This window comes from Pseudoalteromonas sp. PSi26 (assembly GCF_054960575.1).
On sequence record NZ_JBHNYT010000003.1, the window covers coordinates 122,875 to 143,348 of the forward strand.

At 40.1% G+C, this 20,474-nt stretch carries 22 protein-coding genes; 10 read left to right on the forward strand and 12 right to left on the reverse strand.

The window, feature by feature from the left end:
- The first annotated feature begins 62 nt into the window (after window positions 1–62).
- From ACFI34_RS04390 to gpsA, 4 genes are read left to right on the forward strand one after another with little or no spacing between them, the layout of a single operon-like run.
- A complete protein-coding gene (locus tag ACFI34_RS04390) occupies window positions 63–494 on the forward strand; it encodes a rhodanese-like domain-containing protein (RefSeq protein ID WP_006794823.1) in 432 nt (143 codons plus the stop codon).
- Window positions 495–526: 32 nt separating this feature from the next.
- Window positions 527–784 carry a glutaredoxin 3 gene (grxC, locus tag ACFI34_RS04395; protein WP_006794822.1) on the forward strand — a complete coding sequence of 86 codons (258 nt, stop codon included), beginning with the start codon at window positions 527–529 and terminating at the stop codon, window positions 782–784.
- A gap of 34 nt (window positions 785–818) precedes the next feature.
- Window positions 819–1,307 (forward strand): protein-export chaperone SecB, encoded by a 489-nt coding sequence (gene secB, locus ACFI34_RS04400; RefSeq protein ID WP_006794821.1) that lies wholly within the window; start codon window positions 819–821, stop codon window positions 1,305–1,307.
- Between the two features lie 3 nt (window positions 1,308–1,310).
- On the forward strand, window positions 1,311–2,318 hold the full coding sequence (gene gpsA / locus ACFI34_RS04405; RefSeq protein ID WP_462672546.1) for an NAD(P)H-dependent glycerol-3-phosphate dehydrogenase: 1,008 nt from the start codon (window positions 1,311–1,313) through the stop codon (window positions 2,316–2,318).
- A 71-nt stretch (window positions 2,319–2,389) separates the two neighbouring features.
- On the opposite strand, the gene trmL is transcribed toward gpsA, so the two are convergent.
- On the reverse strand, window positions 2,390–2,854 hold the full coding sequence (gene trmL / locus ACFI34_RS04410) for a tRNA (uridine(34)/cytosine(34)/5-carboxymethylaminomethyluridine(34)-2'-O)-methyltransferase TrmL (protein ID WP_006794819.1): 465 nt from the start codon (window positions 2,852–2,854) through the stop codon (window positions 2,390–2,392).
- Window positions 2,855–2,959: 105 nt separating this feature from the next.
- Here trmL and ACFI34_RS04415 point away from each other — a divergent pair, with 105 nt between their 5' ends.
- The gene (locus ACFI34_RS04415) at window positions 2,960–3,877 is read left to right on the forward strand and encodes a cation diffusion facilitator family transporter (RefSeq protein WP_462672547.1); all 918 of its coding nucleotides are present in this window, start codon (window positions 2,960–2,962) and stop codon (window positions 3,875–3,877) included.
- Here the strand turns inward: ACFI34_RS04415 and ACFI34_RS04420 are convergent.
- From ACFI34_RS04420 to ACFI34_RS04430, 3 genes are read right to left on the reverse strand one after another with little or no spacing between them, the layout of a single operon-like run.
- Window positions 3,837–4,784, reverse strand: a complete 948-nt coding sequence (locus tag ACFI34_RS04420) for an alpha/beta fold hydrolase (RefSeq protein ID WP_462672548.1) — start codon at window positions 4,782–4,784, stop codon at window positions 3,837–3,839. The genes ACFI34_RS04415 and ACFI34_RS04420 overlap by 41 nt on opposite strands.
- Before the next feature lie 3 nt (window positions 4,785–4,787).
- Entirely contained in the window at window positions 4,788–6,203 is a 1,416-nt protein-coding gene (locus ACFI34_RS04425; RefSeq protein WP_462672549.1) for an ATP-binding protein, read from the reverse strand.
- The gene (locus ACFI34_RS04430) at window positions 6,181–6,870 is read right to left on the reverse strand and encodes a response regulator (RefSeq protein ID WP_462672550.1); all 690 of its coding nucleotides are present in this window, start codon (window positions 6,868–6,870) and stop codon (window positions 6,181–6,183) included. Before ACFI34_RS04430 ends, ACFI34_RS04425 begins: the two co-directional genes overlap by 23 nt.
- 183 nt (window positions 6,871–7,053) lie before the next feature.
- Here ACFI34_RS04430 and ACFI34_RS04435 point away from each other — a divergent pair, with 183 nt between their 5' ends.
- Window positions 7,054–7,545: a Spy/CpxP family protein refolding chaperone gene (locus ACFI34_RS04435; protein ID WP_462672551.1), complete on the forward strand. Its 492-nt coding sequence runs from the start codon at window positions 7,054–7,056 to the stop codon at window positions 7,543–7,545.
- 81 nt (window positions 7,546–7,626) lie between these two features.
- Here the strand turns inward: ACFI34_RS04435 and yacG are convergent, their stop codons facing one another.
- The 8 genes from yacG to nadC form a co-directional block, all read right to left on the reverse strand.
- Window positions 7,627–7,857: a DNA gyrase inhibitor YacG gene (gene yacG, locus ACFI34_RS04440; RefSeq protein WP_305472149.1), complete on the reverse strand. Its 231-nt coding sequence runs from the start codon at window positions 7,855–7,857 to the stop codon at window positions 7,627–7,629.
- Window positions 7,858–7,923: 66 nt separating this feature from the next.
- Complete coding sequence (gene pilB / locus ACFI34_RS04445) at window positions 7,924–9,600, reverse strand: type IV-A pilus assembly ATPase PilB (RefSeq protein WP_462672552.1); 1,677 nt, start codon at window positions 9,598–9,600, stop codon at window positions 7,924–7,926.
- 132 nt (window positions 9,601–9,732) lie between these two features.
- Window positions 9,733–10,365: a dephospho-CoA kinase gene (gene coaE, locus ACFI34_RS04450; RefSeq protein WP_462672553.1), complete on the reverse strand. Its 633-nt coding sequence runs from the start codon at window positions 10,363–10,365 to the stop codon at window positions 9,733–9,735.
- Window positions 10,366–10,382: 17 nt separating this feature from the next.
- Entirely contained in the window at window positions 10,383–11,276 is an 894-nt protein-coding gene (locus ACFI34_RS04455) for a prepilin peptidase (protein ID WP_462672554.1), read from the reverse strand.
- A 150-nt stretch (window positions 11,277–11,426) separates the two neighbouring features.
- On the reverse strand, window positions 11,427–12,656 hold the full coding sequence (locus ACFI34_RS04460; protein ID WP_462672555.1) for a type II secretion system F family protein: 1,230 nt from the start codon (window positions 12,654–12,656) through the stop codon (window positions 11,427–11,429).
- 26 nt (window positions 12,657–12,682) lie between these two features.
- Complete coding sequence (locus tag ACFI34_RS04465) at window positions 12,683–13,099, reverse strand: type II secretion system protein (protein ID WP_462672556.1); 417 nt, start codon at window positions 13,097–13,099, stop codon at window positions 12,683–12,685.
- Between the two features lie 39 nt (window positions 13,100–13,138).
- Complete coding sequence (locus ACFI34_RS04470; RefSeq protein ID WP_462672557.1) at window positions 13,139–13,561, reverse strand: pilin; 423 nt, start codon at window positions 13,559–13,561, stop codon at window positions 13,139–13,141.
- A 528-nt stretch (window positions 13,562–14,089) separates the two neighbouring features.
- A complete protein-coding gene (gene nadC / locus ACFI34_RS04475) occupies window positions 14,090–14,935 on the reverse strand; it encodes a carboxylating nicotinate-nucleotide diphosphorylase (RefSeq protein WP_462672558.1) in 846 nt (281 codons plus the stop codon).
- Window positions 14,936–15,151: 216 nt separating this feature from the next.
- On the opposite strand from nadC, the gene ampD reads away from it, so the two are divergent.
- From ampD to aceE, 4 genes are all read left to right on the forward strand, one after another.
- Window positions 15,152–15,706: a 1,6-anhydro-N-acetylmuramyl-L-alanine amidase AmpD gene (ampD, locus tag ACFI34_RS04480; RefSeq protein ID WP_462672559.1), complete on the forward strand. Its 555-nt coding sequence runs from the start codon at window positions 15,152–15,154 to the stop codon at window positions 15,704–15,706.
- Between the two features lie 13 nt (window positions 15,707–15,719).
- On the forward strand, window positions 15,720–16,571 hold the full coding sequence (gene ampE, locus ACFI34_RS04485) for a beta-lactamase regulator AmpE (protein WP_462672560.1): 852 nt from the start codon (window positions 15,720–15,722) through the stop codon (window positions 16,569–16,571).
- A 386-nt stretch (window positions 16,572–16,957) separates the two neighbouring features.
- Window positions 16,958–17,707, forward strand: a complete 750-nt coding sequence (pdhR, locus tag ACFI34_RS04490) for a pyruvate dehydrogenase complex transcriptional repressor PdhR (RefSeq protein WP_462672561.1) — start codon at window positions 16,958–16,960, stop codon at window positions 17,705–17,707.
- A 90-nt stretch (window positions 17,708–17,797) separates the two neighbouring features.
- Window positions 17,798–20,464, forward strand: a complete 2,667-nt coding sequence (gene aceE / locus ACFI34_RS04495; RefSeq protein ID WP_462672562.1) for a pyruvate dehydrogenase (acetyl-transferring), homodimeric type — start codon at window positions 17,798–17,800, stop codon at window positions 20,462–20,464.
- Window positions 20,465–20,474 lie beyond the last annotated feature (10 nt).

Below are 20,474 nucleotides of genomic sequence, written 5' to 3' on the forward strand. Positions count from 1 at the left end.
TGGCTAAAGTCTAAAATGTCTAAAACATTGCGTTTTAGGATGTAATTTATAGTGGAAATCGAATGGATCAATATATTGAATTTATAAGCAATCACCCTATTTTAAGCCTTGCTTGGGTTGGTATTGTTTTTCTTATTGTCAGTGGTTGGATAAAAAGTAAATTTTCAGCTATTCGTCAAATAAACCCTCAGCAACTAACGCTACTTATTAATCGTGAAGATGGTCAAGTAGTTGATATGCGCGCGCAAAAAGAGTTTACGTCTGGCCGTATTTCGGGTGCTGAACACTTAAGCCCTGAAAATGCAAAAAAATCTGACTTTTCAGGCCTTGAAAAGTACAAGACTAAACCCATTATATTGGTATGTACTACAGGTATGACAGCCCAAGGCACGGCCACAGCAATGCATAAAGCTGGTTTTGAACAGGTTTATGTATTAGCGGGCGGAATGGGTGCATGGCAATCTGCAAGCTTACCAACGATAACAGGTCGCTAATCTCGTTTAGCTAAACCGATAGAGGATTTATTATGAGTAACGTTGTTTTATACACCAAGGCATATTGTCCATTTTGTCAGCGCGCTATGGCGCTTTTAAAAAGCAAAGGCGTTGAATTCACTAATTTTGATATTGGTGTACAACCTGAACTTCGCGATGAAATGATTACTAAAGCCGGTGGCGCAAGCACTGTACCGCAAATTTTTATTAATGATGAACATATCGGTGGCTGTGACGACATGATGGCTATTGAGGCTCAAGGTAAACTTGACGCTAAGCTTAACGCTTAATTTAATTATAATAACGAACAAGTTAGGAATAACAATGAACGAAGAAACTCAAAACGCAGCAGCGGCACAAGACGCAGGCGCACAATTTACTATTCAACGCATTTACACTAAAGACGTGTCGTTTGAAACGCCAAACTCTCCGGCAATTTTTCAAAAAGAATGGACGCCAGAAGTTAAGCTAGACCTAGATACTCGCTCTAACAAGTTAGACGAAGGTGTATTTGAAGTTGTTTTAGCATTAACTGTGACAGCATCAATTGGCGAAGAAACTGCGTTTTTATGTGAAATTCAACAAGCGGGTATTTTTACTATTGCTGAGGTTGAAGAAGTACAACTTGCTCATATGCTAGGTGCATTTTGTCCTAACGTATTGTTCCCTTATGCACGTGAAGCAGTATCTAACCTAGTTAACCGTGGCACTTTCCCACAGTTAAACCTTGCGCCAGTAAACTTTGACGCATTGTTTGCACAGTATATGCAACAACGTACTGCGCAAGCTGACCAGGTTACAGCAGACGCATAACTTATGAGTACAGCAACTTCAGCTGTTACTGTATTGGGGGCGGGGTCTTATGGCACCGCCCTTGCTATTTGTTTAGCCCGAAATGGTCATAAAGTGACGCTTTGGGGACGCAATAGCGACGACGTTGCTACGCTTGCAGCTGAGCGAAAAAATCAACGTTACTTACCAGATGCACCCTTCCCAGACACTCTAGTACTAGAAGCCGATTTACAACGTGCAGTTGCATGTAGTTCTATTGTGCTTGTTGTTGTGCCAAGCCATGCATTTGGCGACACACTTGCGCAAATAAAACCTGCATTGCAAACCGGTGCAAAAGTAGCATGGGCGACTAAAGGCCTTGAGCCAAATACGGGACGTTTATTACAAGAAGTTGCGCAGCAAGAGTTGGGTGATGACATTGCACTTGCGGTACTTTCGGGTCCTACATTTGCGAAAGAAATGGCAATGGGCTCACCAACAGCTATTTCTGTTTCGTCTACCTCACCTGAGTTTGCACAGCAATTGGCTGATTTACTGCATTGTGGTCGTTCATTTCGAGTGTATAACAATGACGATTTTATTGGCATACAGCTAGGTGGTGCGGTTAAAAACGTAATTGCTATTGGCGCGGGTATTTCTGATGGTGTTGGTTTTGGAGCCAATGCTCGCACGGCCCTGATCACACGAGGTCTTGCAGAGCTGACTCGGTTAGGTTGCGCTCTAGGCGCAAAGCCAGAAACCTTTATGGGAATGGCAGGCCTTGGCGATTTAATTTTAACCTGTACCGATAACCAATCACGCAACCGCCGTTTTGGTTTAGCACTGGGCAAAGGTGAAAGTGTTGAAGCTGCTATTGAGTCGATAGGCCAAGTGGTAGAAGGCTTTAGAAACACCAAAGAAGTGTATTTACTTGCCCAGCGTGCAGGCGTTGAAATGCCTATCACTGAACAAATCTATAAAGTACTTTATGAAAATAAAGACATGAAAGCTGCTGCCATGGCATTGTTAGGCCGAGAGCAACGCTCAGAGTAGCTTTCATCATTGTGAGTAAAACTAAAAAACCGACGTAATGTCGGTTTTTGTTTGCTTTAATAAAGCAGGTATTACTGCGCGTTAGGAAAGCCCAGCTGTCGCCATGATTCGTAAACAAATACAGCGACTGCGTTTGATAGGTTCATGCTTCGGCTATTGGGTTGCATTGGAATTCGCACGCGCTGCTCGTTGGGTAGCGCTTGAATCATCTCATCGGGTAGCCCGCGTGTTTCTGGACCAAATACTAGACAATCGCCGGCTTCGTAACGTGCTTCATGATGAAATTGGCTGCCTTTGGTTGTACATGCATACACTTTTTTAGGTTTACATTTTTCAAGATATGCTTCAAATGATGCATGACGCTGAACATGGCTGAATTCATGGTAATCAAGGCCTGCACGCTTTACACGTTTGTCGTCCCACTCAAACCCTAAAGGCTCGATTAAATGCAGCGAAAAGCCGGTATTTGCACAAAGGCGGATAATATTCCCTGTGTTTGGTGGAATTTCAGGTTGGTATAAAACAATATCCAGCATAATTAGCCTTTTAATAAATGGTATTTGACGAGAGCAGTATACACGAAACCCTTAAAAAAAATGATATACTCAAGGTATTGAATACTCTTATTAGCGGATAAAATTGTGCATAACCGCAGTTACGAATTTTGGGTTAAAGCCTCTAGTATTATTACCATGATAATGGTGAGTTTAATGATTGCGGCAAAGGCGTGGGCCTGGCTTGCTTCAGGCTCTGCTTCAATGCTTGGCTCCTTGACAGACTCATTGATGGACATTACCGCTACATTTATGAGTTTTTTAGTTTTAGGCTATGCACTGCGTCCAGCCGATGATGATCATCGGTTTGGCCACGGTAAAGCCGAGGCGTTAGCAGGGCTTGGGCAAGCTGCATTTATTGCAGGCTCGGGCTGTTTACTGGCATTTCATGGTATAGAGCGCTTATTTAACCCTATAGAGCTTACACATTCATTATTAGGTGTATGGGTAAGTGCTTTTGCAATTGCATGTACTCTGGTCATTGTTTTTGTACAAACTAAGGTTATTCAGCATACCGAGTCGATTGCTATAAAAGCAGATTCGGTGCATTACAAAGGTGATTTGATTTTAAACGCAGCAGTTTTAATTGCGATTGCTCTATCTTATTACGGAATGATGTATGCCGATCCTATTTTTGCAATAGGGGTAGCAGGTTACCTACTTTATAATAGTTGGGATATTGCCAGAGATAGCGCTGATCATTTAATGGATAAAGAACTGCCAGACGATGAAAAGCAAAGCATTTTTGATATTGCTAAAGAGCACAGCGATGTGCATGGCGTACACGGGATCCGTACTCGCCAGGGTGGTAAAATTAAGTTTATTCAAATGCATTTAGAGCTTGATGACCATTTAAGTCTAATTCGAGCTCATACTGTGGCCGATGAAGTTGAAGCGATGATAGGTGCTCGTTTTGAATCTGAGGTTGATATATTAATCCACCTCGATCCGCTATCGGTTCTGACTAAGCCGTCACCGAGTCACAAAACTTATACAGACTCTTAAGCACTGGCTGGCGTACTTCATCACATTCAAAGAATAGTTCGTGCTTGGCGTCAGCAAAGCTTTCTAGGGTAATATTCGCGTACTTATTAGCTAGTCTGTAGTGCGCTTCATTATCGACAACTACATCGTTTTTTGCGCTTGCAATATAAAGTGGAATATCAACATCAAGCTCATCTATTGATGATAAAAAAGTAAAGGTTGAATTTAGCCACCCATAGGTAACCCCGCCAAGTTGTAGTAAAGGCTCCTCATTATATGTTTGCCTAAATAGGTTGTAGCGTAATTCGCAACTTGTTAATACGTTTAAAGGGAACTCTTCTGGAGTGTAGTCGGTTTGCCCAAGGGCATAGCTAAACTGAAAACCAAGACGTACTGCATTACTTGCAATTATTCGGGCTAAAGGCTTTGGAATACCTTTTGTGTGTATATCAAACATAGGGGCTGATAAAAACGCACCGCTAAAACTATGCTCATAGTTTGCCAAATAATCAAATGCAATAGCACCGCCCATCGAGTGGCTCACTAATAGTTTTTTACCTTGCCAAACGGTGTCGACTATTTGGGTGTTAAATAAATTAAGATCGGCACTGTAGTCACCAAAATTATTTACATAGCCCTTATGTTTATTTTTTAAATAGCGGTAAGAGCGCCCCTGTCCTTGGTGGTCAACAATAAAAACAGCAAAATTATTAGTATAAAGTTCCCATAACAACTCTTTGTATTTATCGAGCCCTTCGATTCTACCTGAGCTAATAACTATGGCAACATGAGCTTTATCTGGCTGGGCATGCGCGTAAAATAACTGCCCATTAGGCGTATTTAAATACGCTTTAACTAATGTGTTTTGATAAAAATCATTAATGGCTGATTGGTTACCTTTAAGCTCGCGCTCACTACTATAAAACATGGTTTACTCTTTGATTATTGGCAGTGTGATATTAGCACACAAGCCGCCCTGATCTTTGTTCGATAAAACTAAGGTGCCATTATGAGCTGTAATTGCATTTTTTGCGATAGCTAAGCCTAAACCGGTTCCGCCACTGACTCTATCTCTTGCATCAGACTGCCTAAAAAAAGGCTCACATAGCTTATCAAGCTGGTTATTTGGGACGCCAGGGCCATCATCACATATTTCAATATGCACGGTATCTGCATGCGATAGCTTTATATTTATAGTGTTATTTGCATACTTAATTGCATTACGCAGTAGGTTTTCAAGCGCGCTGGCAATAAGGGCTTCATCGCAGTTAATGGTTACTTTTGTATCGCCAGATATTGTTAGCTGCTTATCATATTGTTTTGCTTCAAATTTTGCATCGTTTAAAACATGTTCAACAATAACGTTTAGTGATTGCTTTTGCATTGCAAGGGTTTGGCTTTTCGCCTCTAAACGAGAGACTTGCAAAACGTCAGCAATCATTTTGTCGAGCTGGTTCGCTTCTTTTTCTATTCTTACTAAGTAGGGCTGACTTGCTTCGTTTGCTTGCATTTGAGCAAGACCTGTTGCCATTTTTAAGCGGGTAAGTGGCGAACGTAGCTCATGGGATATGTCAGCAAGCAAGCGTTTTTGTGAGCTTATTAATAGTTCTAACTGGTTTGCCATACTATTAAAGTCTCGACCAAGTACCCCTAGCTCATCTTTTCTGTTAGTTGAAATAGCAGCACGTGCGCTTAAATCGCCAGAAGATAGTTTTATAGCTGCTTTTTTAAGGCTGTTAATTGGTGCAATTAAGTTACGACTAAACAGAAAACTTAAAATTAAAGAGGCAATAATTGCAATAGATACTTTGATCCAGCCGGGCATTAGCTTTAAGCGTATAAACAGAGGTGGCTGATTGTTTATGTCAATTTCATATAAATAAAATACTCCTTCGGGGACGGTTAATTGAACTGGTCCAAAGGCTTGATATTGCTCAGTAAAAACAATTTGCGGTGGCATGTTTTTGGTAAAATTAAGAAGGCTTAGGTCTATGTTTATAGGTGTTTCTTTATTGGTAAAAGAAATATCTGATTGCTCAGCGCTTAAATATAAAAGCTTACGTTTAGATAAGCGTGGATGCGAAAGAATACTCTCAAGCGAACGCTTATGCTTATATGCAGAGCGCTCAATACTTCTTGCGGTATAAGCTAGGTTTTTTTCCATCGGGCCATGTAAGGGTTCATTACTTACTAAGTTCAGTACACTGATATTACTTAAAAAAACAAGCGCAGTAACGGTGCCAATAATGGTTAGCCAAAACCAAACAAATATTTTAAAAAATAAATAATGCCGAGGGTGCTTAAGCCAAGATAAAGCGCCTGATTTACTCGCCTTGGATGAAAACATAACCGCTGCCTCGCATTGTTTTAATTCGTTCTGTTTTAATGTGCTCTGCTATTTTTTTTCGGATATTACTTACATGCATATCAATAGAGCGGTCGAACGATGCTAAGCGCCTGCCTAGCACTTCTTCACTAATTTGCTCTTTACTAACAACTTGGCTGGCGTTTTTACATAAAAGCGCCAGTATTTCGTACTCTGTGCCAGTAAGCGTGAGTGTATTCTCATCAATAGAGGCTTCTCTTGCTGCAAGGTTAATTGTTACACCATTTACAAGCAGCTTATTAGTTGTGTTGATATTTAAGCTGTTTATATGCTCTATACGACGTGTAATCGCTTTTACGCGGGCTAGTAACTCCCTGTGATTAAACGGCTTTGGTATGTAGTCGTCAGCGCCAAGCTCTAATCCAAAAATACGGTCAAAGTCTTCCCCTTTCGCAGTGAGCATAATAACGGGCGTAAGTTTTGTTTGCCTAAGCTGTTTTAGTACTTCAAAGCCATCTAAAGTAGGTAGCATGACGTCAAGCAATATTAATGCGTAGTCGTTGGCCTGTGCTAACTTTAGGCCTTGTTCGCCGTCGTGTACGCTCTGTACTTCAAACCCTTGGGCAGAAAGGTATTCGCTTAGTAATTCACAAAGACCCGTATCATCGTCAATCATTAATAGTTTCATTTACAAACCCTTAGGCAATATTTCATTTCTTTATTTTACGCCCTTAATTGCTCAAAAGTGAATCTTTACACAACCTTTACACTGCTTTGCGTTACTTTGCGTTGAGTTAGTTATAGTTAACTCACTGGCTAAGCAATTACACGACAGCCAACCACAACCAACCCAACAGTTAAGGTGATGATTATGACTAAAGTAAATACACTTTCAAAATTGGTACTTATTTGTGGCTTAGCAACAGCCACACTTGGTGCAGGTAGCGTACTAGCTAAAGGCGGCATGAATGATAAGCAAGGCCACTCTCAAGCGCGTTTTTTACTCTCTGAGCGCGGCGCCGAAAAACTTGATTTAACCGACGAGCAGCAGACGAAGCTTAAAGCTATTTTTGAAGCACAGAAAACGCAAATGAAAGCCCTACGAGGCGGCAATAAAGAAGCGCGTAAAGCGATGCGTGAAGCGCACAAAGCAAAAATGGACGCATTACTTAGCGCAGCAACATTTGACGAAAATGCAGCTAAAGAGCTATTGAATGCACGCCAAAGTAAAGGCGAAGAGTTTGGTTTAATTAAGCTAAAAACGCAGCATCAAGTAATGCAGGTACTTAACGCTGAGCAGCAAGAGAAGTTTGCTAAAATACAAAAGCGTATGGGCAAAAAGCACCGTAAGCAAAAAAGCTAACAGGCCCTGAGGTTAACTTTTAAGTGAGTACTATAAAGCCAGCATTTAGCTGGCTTTTGTTTACATAAAAACTATATGACATTACTTAAAAAAGTCATCTTCGTTTTTAGCCATCATGGCTTCTATGTCTTCAATCATGTCTTGGCTTATTTGATCAGCCGATGTGATTGGCGCTGAAATTTTATTATTTTCAAACGACCACTCACCCAGATCAATGAGTTGGCAACGCTTAGAACAAAATGGGCGGTGAGGGCTTTGCTCAGACCACTCAACATTTGTTTTACAGGTTGGACAATTTACAACAGTAGGCATGTTTTACTCTCAACAGGTTACCATTAGCGCTTGCTGTATTTAAAGTAAGCAAAGCGCTAAATAGTCTTACATATTAGTTACGCGGTTTATTTCAGCGAGTGACGTTAAACCATCAGCGGCTTTACGTAAACCCGATAGGCGTAAATTATTAAAACCGGCTTTTAATGATACCTCAGCGATTTCTAATGAGTTACCGCCACGCATAATTATTTGTGCAATTTCTGGTGTGATTTGCATAACTTCGTAAATACCTACACGGCCTTTGTAACCATCGGTACAGCCATCACACCCTTTAGGTGCATATAAAGTCATATCTTCAATTTGCGCTGTGCTAAATCCTTGGCGAGAAAGCTCCTCGCTTGGCAGTTGCTCTGGCGTTTTACATTTAGGGCATAAACGACGTGCTAGCCGCTGTGCAATAATCAAACTAATGGAGCTGGCTACGTTATAGGCGGGAACGCCCATATTTAGTAGTCGGGTGATGGTTTCTGGCGCTGAATTGGTATGCAACGTAGATAAAACCAAGTGGCCCGTTTGCGCCGCTTTTATTGAAATTTCTGCGGTTTCAAGGTCACGTATTTCACCTACCATAACTACATCGGGATCTTGACGTAAAAACGCACGCAATGCATTAGCAAAGGTCATGTCGGCTTTGGGGTTAATTTGTACTTGGTTTATTCCTTCAAGGTTTATCTCAACCGGATCCTCAGCGGTACTAATGTTTCGCTCAGGTTGGTTTAATATGTTTAAACCCGTATAAAGCGATACCGTTTTACCTGAACCGGTTGGGCCTGTAACGAGTATCATACCTTGTGGTTGACCAAGTGCATCCATGTATAGCTTTTTCTGTTCTTCTTCGTAACCAAGTACATCAATACCTAGCATAGCGCTTGATGAATCAAGAATACGCATTACTATTTTTTCGCCCCACAGCGTGGGCATAGTACTGACACGAAAATCGATACTTTTTCGTTCAGTAATTTTTAATTTAATTCGGCCATCTTGTGGTTTACGCTTTTCGGCAATATCAAGTCGCGACATTACTTTAATACGAGCAGAAAGCTTGGTTGCTAATGTATTAGGCGGACTTGCCACTTCGTGTAAAATGCCATCAATACGAAAACGAATTCGGTACTTATGCTCGTAAGGTTCAAAATGTAGATCCGATGCGCCTTTTTTTATCGCGTCCATTAAAATTTTATTAATGTACACAATAATTGGGGCATCGTCTTTGTCGTCATCTTGCGGTGCTGATTCTTTTTGGCTTTCTGTATCTAGGTCGGCAAACTCTTTAAACTCATCATCGCTTAAATTTAAGCTGCCGGTTGCATCTAGCAATTGCTCAATTTTATTATCGAGCTGAATATAATCAACAACGACGATTTCGCATGAAAAGCCGGTACTAAATTCAAAGTTTTCGAAGGCGCCGTAATCGGTTGGATCAGAGGCTGCCACATACACTTTTCGGCCTTTTTGTACCAACGGTAAAATATGGTGTTTGCGGATCAGTTTTTCTTTTACAAGATCGGCAGGAATAGACGCAGGATCAAAGTCTTTTAAATCAAAATAGGGAACACGAAACAAATCAATACATTGCTCTGCTAACTCTTTACTGTCTATTTTTCCACATTTAGAAATCAGTTCAGCGGTTGAGGCAAACTCTTGCTGCTTTGCTTTTACCGTATCGGCATCAATACGCCCAAGCGTAAGAAACTTTCTTAATAACGGTGAGTTAATATTCATTGCGCACCTTTTTAATCCTTCAGAGAGAGTAATTTATCAGAAAAAAGAAGGGGATTAAATTACTCTTCACAATCTAGGCTAAATTTATTAATTAATATAGGAGATTAGGTTGTTTTGACTCGATTTTACAATTTAAGTTGCTTGCATTTGTGCCTTGTGCAGATAACGTTTATGTAGCGTTAATAAGTCGTGGTTAACGTCGTTAAGTGCACGGTCGTTATTTAAAATATCATCGGCTTTTTTTTGTTTATCTTCGCGTGACATTTGCGCTGCAATAATCGCTTTTACTTGCTCTACACTTACATTATCACGCGAAGCTGTGCGCTCTATTTGTACACATTGAGGGATATCAATCAGTAGCGTTCGGTTACACAATTTATCTAGCCCGTTTTCAAACAAAAGTGGTGCTACAAGTACTACATATGGACTTTTTGCGGCAGTAAGGTCGTTATGTATTTTGTTTCTAATGAGTGGATGCAATAAATTATTTAGCCATTCTTTGTCGGCACTATTAGTAAAAATACGTTCACGTAAAGCGCTTCTGTTTAGTGTGCCATCGCTCAATAAAATGCTTTGACCAAACTTTCTTACAATGGCATTTAAGCCATCGCTTTTAGGCTTTACGACTTGGCGCGCAATAATGTCGGCGTCAACTATTGTAATGCCAAGCTGCTCAAGCATATTACTTACAGCCGTTTTGCCACAGCCTATACCGCCTGTTAAGCCAAGAACCCAAGGTGATGTTTTATTTATGGTGTCACTCATTTTAGTTAGCACTCAAGTTAGTACCCAATTAAGTTAAAATACGCGCTTTGTAATTGGTTACCCCACAGTAACGTGATCCACCCGGCTATTGCTAAGTAAGGACCAAATGGAATGGGCGTTGCCTTATCTTTACCCTGAATACTTAATAAAGCGATACCGATAATGGCGCCAACAACACTTGAAAGCAGTATTATAGTGAGTAACGATTGCCAGCCTAACAGAGCACCAAATAACGCTAACAGTTTAAAGTCGCCATAGCCCATGCCTTCTTTGCCTGTGAGCAATTTAAATAACCAAAAAACACTCCACAAGCTTAAATAACCAAGGGCGGCACCTATAATGGCATCGGTTGGTGTAATTGTAATTCCGGCAACGGCGGCAATAAGTGCCAGCCAAACAAGCGGTAAAGTTAGCTGATCGGGCAGTAGCATGTGGTCTATATCAATAAAGGTCAGTGCTACAAGTGCCCACGTGATCACTATGTATAATAATGCTTGTTCTGTTGCGCCAAAGGTATAAGCAACCACTAAACTTAATAGAGCCGTAACAGCCTCAACCGCAGGGTAACGAATAGAGATAGGGTTACAGCAACTTGCGCATTTACCCTTAAGTATTAACCAGCTAATAATAGGAATATTTTGCCAAGGCTTAATGGCCGTTTTGCATTTAGGGCAGGTGGAATTTGGTTTTACAAGATTAAAAGGTTCGCTGGTATTTTTTGGTTTAGCTTGGTTTGTATTGAGCTCATCATCTAATAATAGCCTACACTCGCTTTGCCACTCTCGCTGCATCATAAGTGGTAAACGGTAAATAACTACGTTTAAAAAACTACCCACACATAAACTAACTAAGCCAACCGTGGTTAAATAAAACCACAGTTGGCTTTGCATTACTTCAATAATACTTTGCATTACATACCTGAAAATTATTCTAAAAATTAGAGGGCAAAAAATTAAGTGAAAACAATTATCACAAAGAGAAGTTAAAGAGAGCAAATGAGAAGACTAAATCGCCAACCTTATAAAAATAAGGCTCTCTTTAATTTCTGTAAATTTGATTAATTAAATTACAGAGCCTAACTGGAAAATAGGCAAATACATAGCAATAATCAATCCACCCACAAGTACACCAAGCACGGCCATAATAAGTGGTTCTAACAGGCTTGAAAGGCCATCAACCGCATCGTCAACCTCTTGCTCGTAAATAGTCGCTACTTTTGCCAGCATGCCATCGAGTGAGCCAGATTCTTCACCAATGGCAACCATTTGAATTACCATATCAGGAAATATTTTAGAGTTACGCATAGCCCAGTTCATTTGGTTACCTGAGCTTACTTCGGCTTTAATATCTAAAATAGCATAACGGTACACTGCGTTACCCGAGGCACCTGCAGCAGAGTCAAGCGCATCAACGAGTGGTACACCTGCAGCAAAAGTGGTTGAAAGTGTACGCGCATAGCGTGCAACAGCGGCTTTATTTAAAATCATACCAATAACAGGGAGCTTTAATATAGCTCTGTCGGTTGCATCTCTGAGCTTTAAGCTCCTGAGTTTTGCTTCTTTAAATGCATAACCAAAACCAACAATTGCAATTAAAATCACCCACCAATATTCTTGCATAAATTCAGATATGCCAATTACAAATAAAGTAAATGCGGGTAGTTCAGCACCAAAACCCGCAAATATATCCTGAAACTGTGGCACTACGAAAATTAGCAAAATAGAAGTTACAATACCTGCAATGACTAATACAGATATTGGATAAAACATGGCTTTTTTAATTTTTGACTTAAGCGCTTCAGATTTTTCTTTGTATAATGCAACACGATCAAATATTTTATCAAGTGCACCAGATTGCTCACCCGATGCCACTAAGTCACAATATAAGTCGTCAAAATAACGAGGGTGCTTTCTAAGTGCTTGCGATAAAGGTTGACCTGCTTTTACTTCATCGCCAATGGTTTCCATTAGTTTACCAACACTTTTGTTGGTTGAGCCTGAGCCAATCATTTCAATAGCTTGAATAAGCGGTACACCCGCCATTAACATGGTAGCGATTTGGCGTGTAACAAGCGCTATATCTTTAGGGGTGATTTTTTGAACACTTTGAATACCAAATAAAGGCTTTGGCTTACGCTTTACTTTTGAAGGTGTAATACCCTGCTTACGCAATTGTGCTTTAACAAGTGCAATGCTATTACCTGTGAGCTCTCCTTCAAGTTTCTTCCCTCGGGCACTTACTCCTACCCATTGGAATGTACCTATGTCTTTTTTATCATTTTTTGTAGACATTTAGTGCCTCGATTAGTCTATGTAACTTAGTTCAATATACAACCATTAGGAAGGTAATCAATTTGAAATGTAGGTGGCCAGTCATAAATATGACATTGCCATTCTGCACTTAATGGATCTCTAGTTAAACTTACTTTTGAGCCTGATACGTTTTTTCCATCTGCTATATGACCAATTATCTCATCTATTTTTAATTGATGATGCTTACAGGATATTGCCGAATTAATGTTTAACTGAGTTAGGTTATCAGAGGGTATGATATCAATATTTTCATTTTTTATTATTTCAAAAGCGGAACGTGCAGTTGATATTTCAGCAAAGCAACTAAGGACGAGAGTCCTTGCATAAAATTTTTGATATATGGAAAAGCTTATACTCGCTAAAATAGCGAGTATAAGTATTGATACCATTAATTCAGTTATAGAAAAACCGTTTTTTCTCATAATCTCGAGAGCGGGTTTTTAGGAGTTCAATATGGTTTACTATCGACACTCTGCAGGTAACAATGAAGTATCAGTAACACCCGCACTCGCAGCACAAGTCCATGCACCAGTAGTAGCATCACGAGAGAGTGTAAGAGTTTCACCGTCGATAGGAGCACTACCTTGCATAGTACCTACAATAGTAGTTGCTGTAACAGCATGATTAGAGCAAGAATTTGCTTCACCTAAGCCGATTTGCGCACCGCTGGTAGTGTTTGCTGTAACCCCAGTACCATCTAACGTTAATATTTCAAATTGAGTTTTACCAGGCACAATTTCTTGGTAACAAGCGGTTGCTTGTGATTTCGCTGTATAATCTTGGTACTGCGGGAGTGCAATTGCAGCAAGAATACCGATGATTGCTACAACAATCATTAATTCGATTAGGGTGAAACCCTGTTGTTTTTGAGTCATTGTTTTCATGTTTCCTCTCCTAAAGGATAGATTGTGTAAGTTAAATCACTTAATTGGCAAAATGCCGAACTTAATTTAACTGATTTACTTTACAGTTTTGCTTAAAATAAACTTTTTGCGCTATCTCTCGGTTTGAATAAGATTATCTGCGCTATAACTGCACTTTAGCTTCAGGGTATGAAACACAAAAGCTAGGTGTGAATTCATTATATTTTATGTATAACTTGCTATTTATAAATTGGATACAAATAAAGTCTACCAGCAGCCAATAAAAGTGTAGGAATAAATAGCTTAAGTTGCTTATTAACTTTAATTTAAAAGTTCATAACTCATTATTTATGACGAACTTTTATAATAAAGCAATACAAGTGTATCATTTTATTTTAGTTAATAGCACGTTACTTTTCCTAAAACAGCTAATTAATTTAACAAATTGTTACAATTAGTTATTTTTAACTATTAAATTACTTTTGTTTTAACTTGTCAACGCTTTAGCATTTATTAAATGTAGAACTAAATTATTACTTTGGCTATGTATCATTCAAAACGCATCGATAAATCGATTGATTGTAAGTTTTTTGTTAATGCGCCGCTAGATATAAAGTCGACACCCGCTTGAGAATACGTTTTGAGTGTTTCTAACGTCATATTGCCAGACACTTCTAATTTAGCGCGTTTGTTAGTTAAAACAACCGCTTGCTTAATTTGTTCAACGCTAAAGTTATCAAGCATGATAATATCGGCGCCTGCGTCTATGGCTTGCTTTAGCTCTTGAAGCGACTCAACCTCAACTTCAACCGGTTTACTTGGGTGGTTTAGTTTTGCCTGAGCAACGGCTTTGTCTATACCTCCGCAGGCTGCTATATGGTTTTCTTTAATTAAAAACGCATCAAACAACCCAATACGGTGGTTTGCGCCACCGCCGCATTTTACTGCATATTTTTGCAGCGCTCTGAGTCCTGGAATCGTTTTGCGGGTATCGAGTAATTGTGTCGTTGTGCCGCTGAGCTCTTTTACATAATGCGCTGTGGTTGTTGCTGTGCCAGAAAGTGTTTGTACAAAGTTAAGTGCGGTGCGCTCAGCGGTTAAAATTGCGCGGGCTGATCCTTTTGCTGTAAATAATGTGCTGTTGGCAGTGACAACGTCGCCATCGTTTACCAGTACTGATACTTGTACTGTTGGGTCCACTTGTTTGAACACTTCAATTATGATGTCTTTTCCACAAAATATGCAATCTTCACGGGTTATAACTTTGGCACTTGCTTGCTCGTTTTGTGGGATAAGCTGAGCGGTAATATCTCCATCGGCTGCGGTTTGGTAGTTTAAGTCTTCGTCGAGCGCAAGGGTAACAAGTTGACTAAGTAAAGTGTGCGAAATAGACATAGCTAAAAGCTCATAAGCATTAATAAATTAAAGAAAATTTTACTATGTTTAAATAATGAATAGAAGCGCTTTTAATTATTAGAGTATAGCTTAGAGCTTTAATAGCAAAATGTAAGGCGCTTTTAATTGCTTACCTATTTAGGCGGGGTTTGGTTACTATCATTATTTTTATAAATCCTTTAGCATCAAGGTTATGAATAGTTTGGTAATAATGCAATGGCAATAGATTTAAATGGGGTTTTAAAAGCTGCAACTCAGCGAGCATGTACGCACTATGATGAGCGCCCAGAACACACAGATATTACCTTGTTGGTCATTCATAATATTTCACTCCCTGCAGGGCAGTTTGGTACCCCCTTTGTGGATGATTTATTTATGGGGTGTATTGATTGCAATGCCCATACAAGTTTTAGTGATTTAAAAGGGCTGCGCGTCTCAGCACATTGCTTTATTAAACGCACCGGTGAGGTGGTCCAATACGTGCCATTTAACAAGCGGGCTTGGCATGCGGGCGTATCTGAATATGAAGGACAAACTGCATGCAATAATTACAGTATTGGTATTGAGCTTGAAGGTACCGATACAACGGCTTATACCAGCGCTCAGTACGCCTCGTTATGTGATTTAAGTAAATCTATAATGCAGCGCTATCCAAAAATTACCCCTTCGCGTATTGTGGGGCACTGCGATATTGCACCTGGTCGTAAAACAGACCCCGGCCTTAGCTTTAACTGGCCATTATTTTTAAATATGCTTGAGCAACCAAGTTGAGAGAGTCACTGTCATGATTTTAGTTTCTATTATTTTAGCGTTAATTTTAGAGCGTTTAGGGGCACGGTCTAACTATTGGCAAATAAGCTATTACGCCAATGGCTATTTAAAGCGCTCCGATCGCTTACTTGCCCATAACGGTTTATTTAGTTCGGCAATTGGCTTTTTAATTTGGCTGTTTTTACCTGTAGTAGCCATGGCATGCATTTATAGCTTGTCAAACTTTGTGTTGTGGGAGCTTGCTATTAATATTGCTGTTTTACTTGTTTGTTTTGGTTGTGCAAAGCAGCGTGCTTTATATAAAGCATATTTAAATGCACTTACGCGAGATGATGGTACTGCGGCGTCTTTATATGCATTGCAAATGGGGCAAAAACGCACTGAAGATCAACAAGGCGGTGAAACCTTTGGACAAACACTTGCTTGGGTAAACTTTAGATTTTACTGTGCGGTTATTTTTTGGTTTGTGGTTTTGGGTGCACCAGGCGCTGTTTTATATGCTCTTGTACGTACCTTTGCTGATTTAGTACGAGACAACCACAAAGTAATATTTGTTAAACATTTTAAGCTTATACATAAACTACTATTTTGGTTGGATTGGTTACCCGCACGTATAGCGAGTTTTGGTTACTTAGTGATTGGTAACTTTAATAAAGGCACTAGCTGCTGGTTACATTATGCGCTTGATTTTTCAAGCCCTAACCGAAAGGTCGTCACCTATACTGCGCTTGCAGCAGAGCAAGTAGAAAAGCGTTATTATGGTTGCACTTACGAGGCAACGTGTATGATTAAATTAGTTAAGCGTAATGTGCTCTTTTATTTAGTTTTAATTGCATTACTTACCCTGTTTGGCGGTTTGTCTTAACACCTTATTTATTTTTACAGCCAATTTAAAAGCAAAGCACTTATTGATGTCAAAGTGCTTTGCTTTTTGGTTACCTTTCCTATTTAAACATAGCGATCAGCCCCTCCCTTGAAATAGAGTTAAAACTCTAAACCCATCTGGTCAGACCATTTGAATGACCACCTTATCAGTTACTCAAAATTAAGCTATATTGTGTATTGTTTGATCTTCGTTCAAAATGCGTTACGCTAATATCCCCGTGCAAGTAACCTGTAAATTGACAGCTATATGGGTTTTTGATAACGTATTGCAAATTCTTGGTATGACCAATTTACCTTTTGGGTAAATCTTATAACTTTAAGCCCAAATTTTAGGGCTTGGTATTTATACAACGCGGACGTTGATTCATGTCTTTAAAGATTAAAGCAGCAAAATTATCTGATGTTATTTTACAGCAACTTGAGAATATGATTCTTGAGGGCTCGTTAGCACCAGGAGAAAAGCTGCCTCCAGAGCGTGAACTAGCAAAACAGTTTGAAGTGTCTCGTCCTTCGCTGCGCGAGGCCATTCAAAAGCTAGAAGCAAAAGGGCTCGTTACGCGTCGTCAAGGCGGTGGTACGTTTGTAAAAAATCAGCTGGAAGAAGGGTTAACTGATCCGTTGTTTGAGCTGATAAGTAAACACCCTGAATCACAATTTGATTTACTCGAATTTCGTCATGCACTAGAAGGTATTGCTGCTTACTACGCAGCACTACGAGGAACGAGTAATGATTTTACTAAAGTAAAACAAAGCTTTGATCAAATTGCGCTTTCGCATGATGACCTACAGCAAAAAGCAAAAGCAATTAATGCCTTTCATTTTAGTGTGGCTGAGGCCTCACATAATGTTGTGTTATTGCACTTGGTGAGAGGGATGCAAGCGCTGCTTGAGCAAAACGTATTGCAAAATTTAACGGTTTTATTAGAAAAACCTGCTATTAGCAGTCAGTTAGCCGAGCACAGGCGTTTGTTAATGGATGCCGTAATAGACGGCAATCCAGAGCAAGCTCGTTTAGCAAGTAATGCGCATTTAGCGTTTATTGAAGAAGCATTACTTGAAGCGGGCAAAGAATATTCGCGAATTGAACGTAGTTTAAGACGCACAAAACAAAATTAAGCTAATACTCTATTACTTGAACACACTAAGTTAAGTATCAGTTGTATTAAATTAACAACATTCGTATTTTAAACATAAGGAAACCTCCATATGTCTGAAGTCAATAAAATTGACGTAGACGCGCTAGAAACACAAGAGTGGTTACAAGCTCTTGAATCAGTTGTGCGCGAAGAAGGTGTTGAACGAGCTCAGTACTTACTTGAGCAAGTATTAGAGCAAGCCCGCTTAGATGGCGTTGATATGCCAACGGGTATTACCACGAACTACGTTAATACTATTCCTGTAGATCAAGAGCCTGCTTACCCAGGTGATGTGAACCTTGAACGCCGTATTCGTTCAATTATTCGTTGGAACGCGATTATGATCGTTCTGCGTGCATCTAAAAAAGATCTCGACTTAGGCGGCCATATGGCGTCTTACCAATCGTCAGCAGCATTTTATGAAGTGTGTTTTAACCACTTTTTTAAAGCGCCAAACGAGGTAGACGGTGGTGACTTAGTTTATTACCAAGGCCATATTTCTCCGGGTATATACGCGCGTGCATTTGTTGAAGGGCGTTTAAGTGCAGCTCAACTAGACAACTTCCGCCAAGAAGTAGATGGTAAAGGTTTACCGTCGTACCCACACCCTAAATTAATGCCTGAATTTTGGCAGTTTCCAACGGTATCAATGGGTTTAGGTCCAATTGCATCTATTTACCAAGCGCGTTTCTTAAAATACCTAGACGGCCGCGGTTTAAAAGACACTAAAAACCAACGTGTATATGCGTTTTTAGGTGACGGTGAAATGGATGAGCCAGAATCACGTGGTGCAATCTCGTTCGCTGCTCGTGAAAAGCTAGACAACCTATGTTACTTAATTAACTGTAACTTACAGCGTTTAGATGGCCCAGTAATGGGTAATGGCAAAATTATTCAAGAACTAGAAGGCCTGTTTAAAGGTGCTGGTTGGAACGTAATTAAAGTGGTATGGGGAAGCGGCTGGGATATTCTGCTTGCTAAAGATACAACAGGTAAATTACTGCAGTTAATGAACGAAACTATTGACGGCGATTACCAAACATACAAAGCAAAAGATGGCGCGTACGTTCGTGAGCATTTCTTTGGTCGTTACCCAGAAACAGCAGCCCTTGTTGCAGATATGACCGATGACGAAATTTTTGCACTTAAGCGTGGTGGTCATGAGCCATCAAAACTTTACGCAGCATTCAAAAAGGCTGAGCAAACTAACGACCGTCCTACTGTGATCCTAGCTAAAACTGTAAAAGGTTACGGCATGGGTGAAGCAGCTGAAGGTAAAAACATTGCGCACCAAGTGAAAAAAATGGACATGAGTCATGTTGAACACTTACGTGACCGTTTAGGCCTACAAGATTTAGTCTCTGAAGAAGCAATTAAAGACTTACCTTACTTAGAGCTTGATGAAAGCTCTGAAGAGTACAAGTACTTGCATGCTCGTCGTAAAGACTTAAAAGGTTATACACCAACGCGTATTGCTGAGTTTTCTGAGAAGTTACAGTTGCCAGAAGTAGAAGCGTTTAAGCCATTACTTGAAGAGCAAAAACGTGATATTTCAACCACAATGGGCTTTGTTCGTGCACTTAATATTCTATTAAAAGATAAAGGCATTGGTAAAAATATTGTTCCAATTATTGCCGATGAAGCGCGTACCTTTGGTATGGAAGGTTTATTCCGCCAGATTGGTATTTACAACCCGCATGGTCAAAACTACACCCCTCAAGACCGTGATATTGTGTCTTACTATAAAGAAGCAACATCAGGGCAGGTACTTCAAGAAGGTATTAACGAGCTAGGTGCAATGTCGTCATGGGTGGCTGCTGCAACATCATACAGCACGAACGATTTACCAATGATCCCATTCTACATTTACTACTCTATGTTCGGTTTCCAACGTGTTGGCGACATGGCATGGATGGCGGGTGACCAACAAGCACGTGGTTTCTTATTAGGTGCTACGGCTGGTCGTACTACGCTAAATGGTGAAGGCTTGCAGCATGAAGATGGCCACAGCCATATTCTTGCAAATACGGTTCCTAACTGTATTTCTTATGACCCAACGTACGCATTTGAAGTAGCAGTCATTGTTCAAGATGGTATTCGTCGTATGTACGGTGAAAACCAAGAAAACATTTATTACTACCTAACGCTTATGAACGAAAACTATCATCAGCCAGCAATGCCAGAAGGCGCTGAAGAAGGTATTCGTAAAGGTATTTACAAGCTTGAAAGCTACGAAGGTAAAAAAGCCAACGTACAGCTATTAAGCTCAGGTACTATCATGACGGAAGTACGCAAAGCAGCGGCAATTTTAAGTGAAGATTACGGCATTGCATCAGACGTTTACTCTGTAACGTCATTCAATGAGCTTACCCGTGATGGTCAAGATGTTGAGCGTTTCAACATGCTTAACCCAGAAAGCGAGCAAAAAACAGCTTACATTACGAGCGTATTAAACGACTCAGTAACTGTCGCCGCTACCGATTACATGAAAAACTACGCAGAGCAAGCCCGTTCATTTATTCCTAGCAATAACTATAAAGTGTTGGGTACTGATGGTTACGGTCGTTCTGATAGTCGTGAAAACTTACGTCGTCACTTTGAAGTTAACGCAAGCTACGTTGTTGTTGCAACGTTATCTGAACTTGCTAAACGCGGTGAAGTTGAAAAGTCTGTGGTTGTTGACGCGCTTAAGAAGTTCAACATCGACACCAATAAACTAAACCCACTGTACGCATAAGAGGTTTGCA

Excerpts from the sequence above, each read along its gene's own strand:
- ACFI34_RS04390 (WP_006794823.1), top strand. The coding sequence starts at position 63 with ATGGATCAATATATTGAATTTATAAGCAATCACCCTATTTTAAGCCTT.
- grxC (WP_006794822.1), top strand. The coding sequence starts at position 527 with ATGAGTAACGTTGTTTTATACACCAAGGCATATTGTCCATTTTGTCAG.
- secB (WP_006794821.1), top strand. The coding sequence starts at position 819 with ATGAACGAAGAAACTCAAAACGCAGCAGCGGCACAAGACGCAGGCGCA.
- gpsA (WP_462672546.1), top strand. The coding sequence starts at position 1,311 with ATGAGTACAGCAACTTCAGCTGTTACTGTATTGGGGGCGGGGTCTTAT.
- trmL (WP_006794819.1), bottom strand. The coding sequence starts at position 2,854 with ATGCTGGATATTGTTTTATACCAACCTGAAATTCCACCAAACACAGGG.
- ACFI34_RS04420 (WP_462672548.1), bottom strand. The coding sequence starts at position 4,784 with ATGTTTTATAGTAGTGAGCGCGAGCTTAAAGGTAACCAATCAGCCATT.
- ACFI34_RS04425 (WP_462672549.1), bottom strand. The coding sequence starts at position 6,203 with ATGTTTTCATCCAAGGCGAGTAAATCAGGCGCTTTATCTTGGCTTAAG.
- ACFI34_RS04430 (WP_462672550.1), bottom strand. The coding sequence starts at position 6,870 with ATGAAACTATTAATGATTGACGATGATACGGGTCTTTGTGAATTACTA.
- ACFI34_RS04435 (WP_462672551.1), top strand. The coding sequence starts at position 7,054 with ATGACTAAAGTAAATACACTTTCAAAATTGGTACTTATTTGTGGCTTA.
- yacG (WP_305472149.1), bottom strand. The coding sequence starts at position 7,857 with ATGCCTACTGTTGTAAATTGTCCAACCTGTAAAACAAATGTTGAGTGG.
- pilB (WP_462672552.1), bottom strand. The coding sequence starts at position 9,600 with ATGAATATTAACTCACCGTTATTAAGAAAGTTTCTTACGCTTGGGCGT.
- coaE (WP_462672553.1), bottom strand. The coding sequence starts at position 10,365 with ATGAGTGACACCATAAATAAAACATCACCTTGGGTTCTTGGCTTAACA.
- ACFI34_RS04455 (WP_462672554.1), bottom strand. The coding sequence starts at position 11,276 with ATGCAAAGTATTATTGAAGTAATGCAAAGCCAACTGTGGTTTTATTTA.
- ACFI34_RS04460 (WP_462672555.1), bottom strand. The coding sequence starts at position 12,656 with ATGTCTACAAAAAATGATAAAAAAGACATAGGTACATTCCAATGGGTA.
- ACFI34_RS04465 (WP_462672556.1), bottom strand. The coding sequence starts at position 13,099 with ATGAGAAAAAACGGTTTTTCTATAACTGAATTAATGGTATCAATACTT.
- ACFI34_RS04470 (WP_462672557.1), bottom strand. The coding sequence starts at position 13,561 with ATGAAAACAATGACTCAAAAACAACAGGGTTTCACCCTAATCGAATTA.
- nadC (WP_462672558.1), bottom strand. The coding sequence starts at position 14,935 with ATGTCTATTTCGCACACTTTACTTAGTCAACTTGTTACCCTTGCGCTC.
- ampD (WP_462672559.1), top strand. The coding sequence starts at position 15,152 with ATGGCAATAGATTTAAATGGGGTTTTAAAAGCTGCAACTCAGCGAGCA.
- ampE (WP_462672560.1), top strand. The coding sequence starts at position 15,720 with ATGATTTTAGTTTCTATTATTTTAGCGTTAATTTTAGAGCGTTTAGGG.
- pdhR (WP_462672561.1), top strand. The coding sequence starts at position 16,958 with ATGTCTTTAAAGATTAAAGCAGCAAAATTATCTGATGTTATTTTACAG.
- aceE (WP_462672562.1), top strand. The coding sequence starts at position 17,798 with ATGTCTGAAGTCAATAAAATTGACGTAGACGCGCTAGAAACACAAGAG.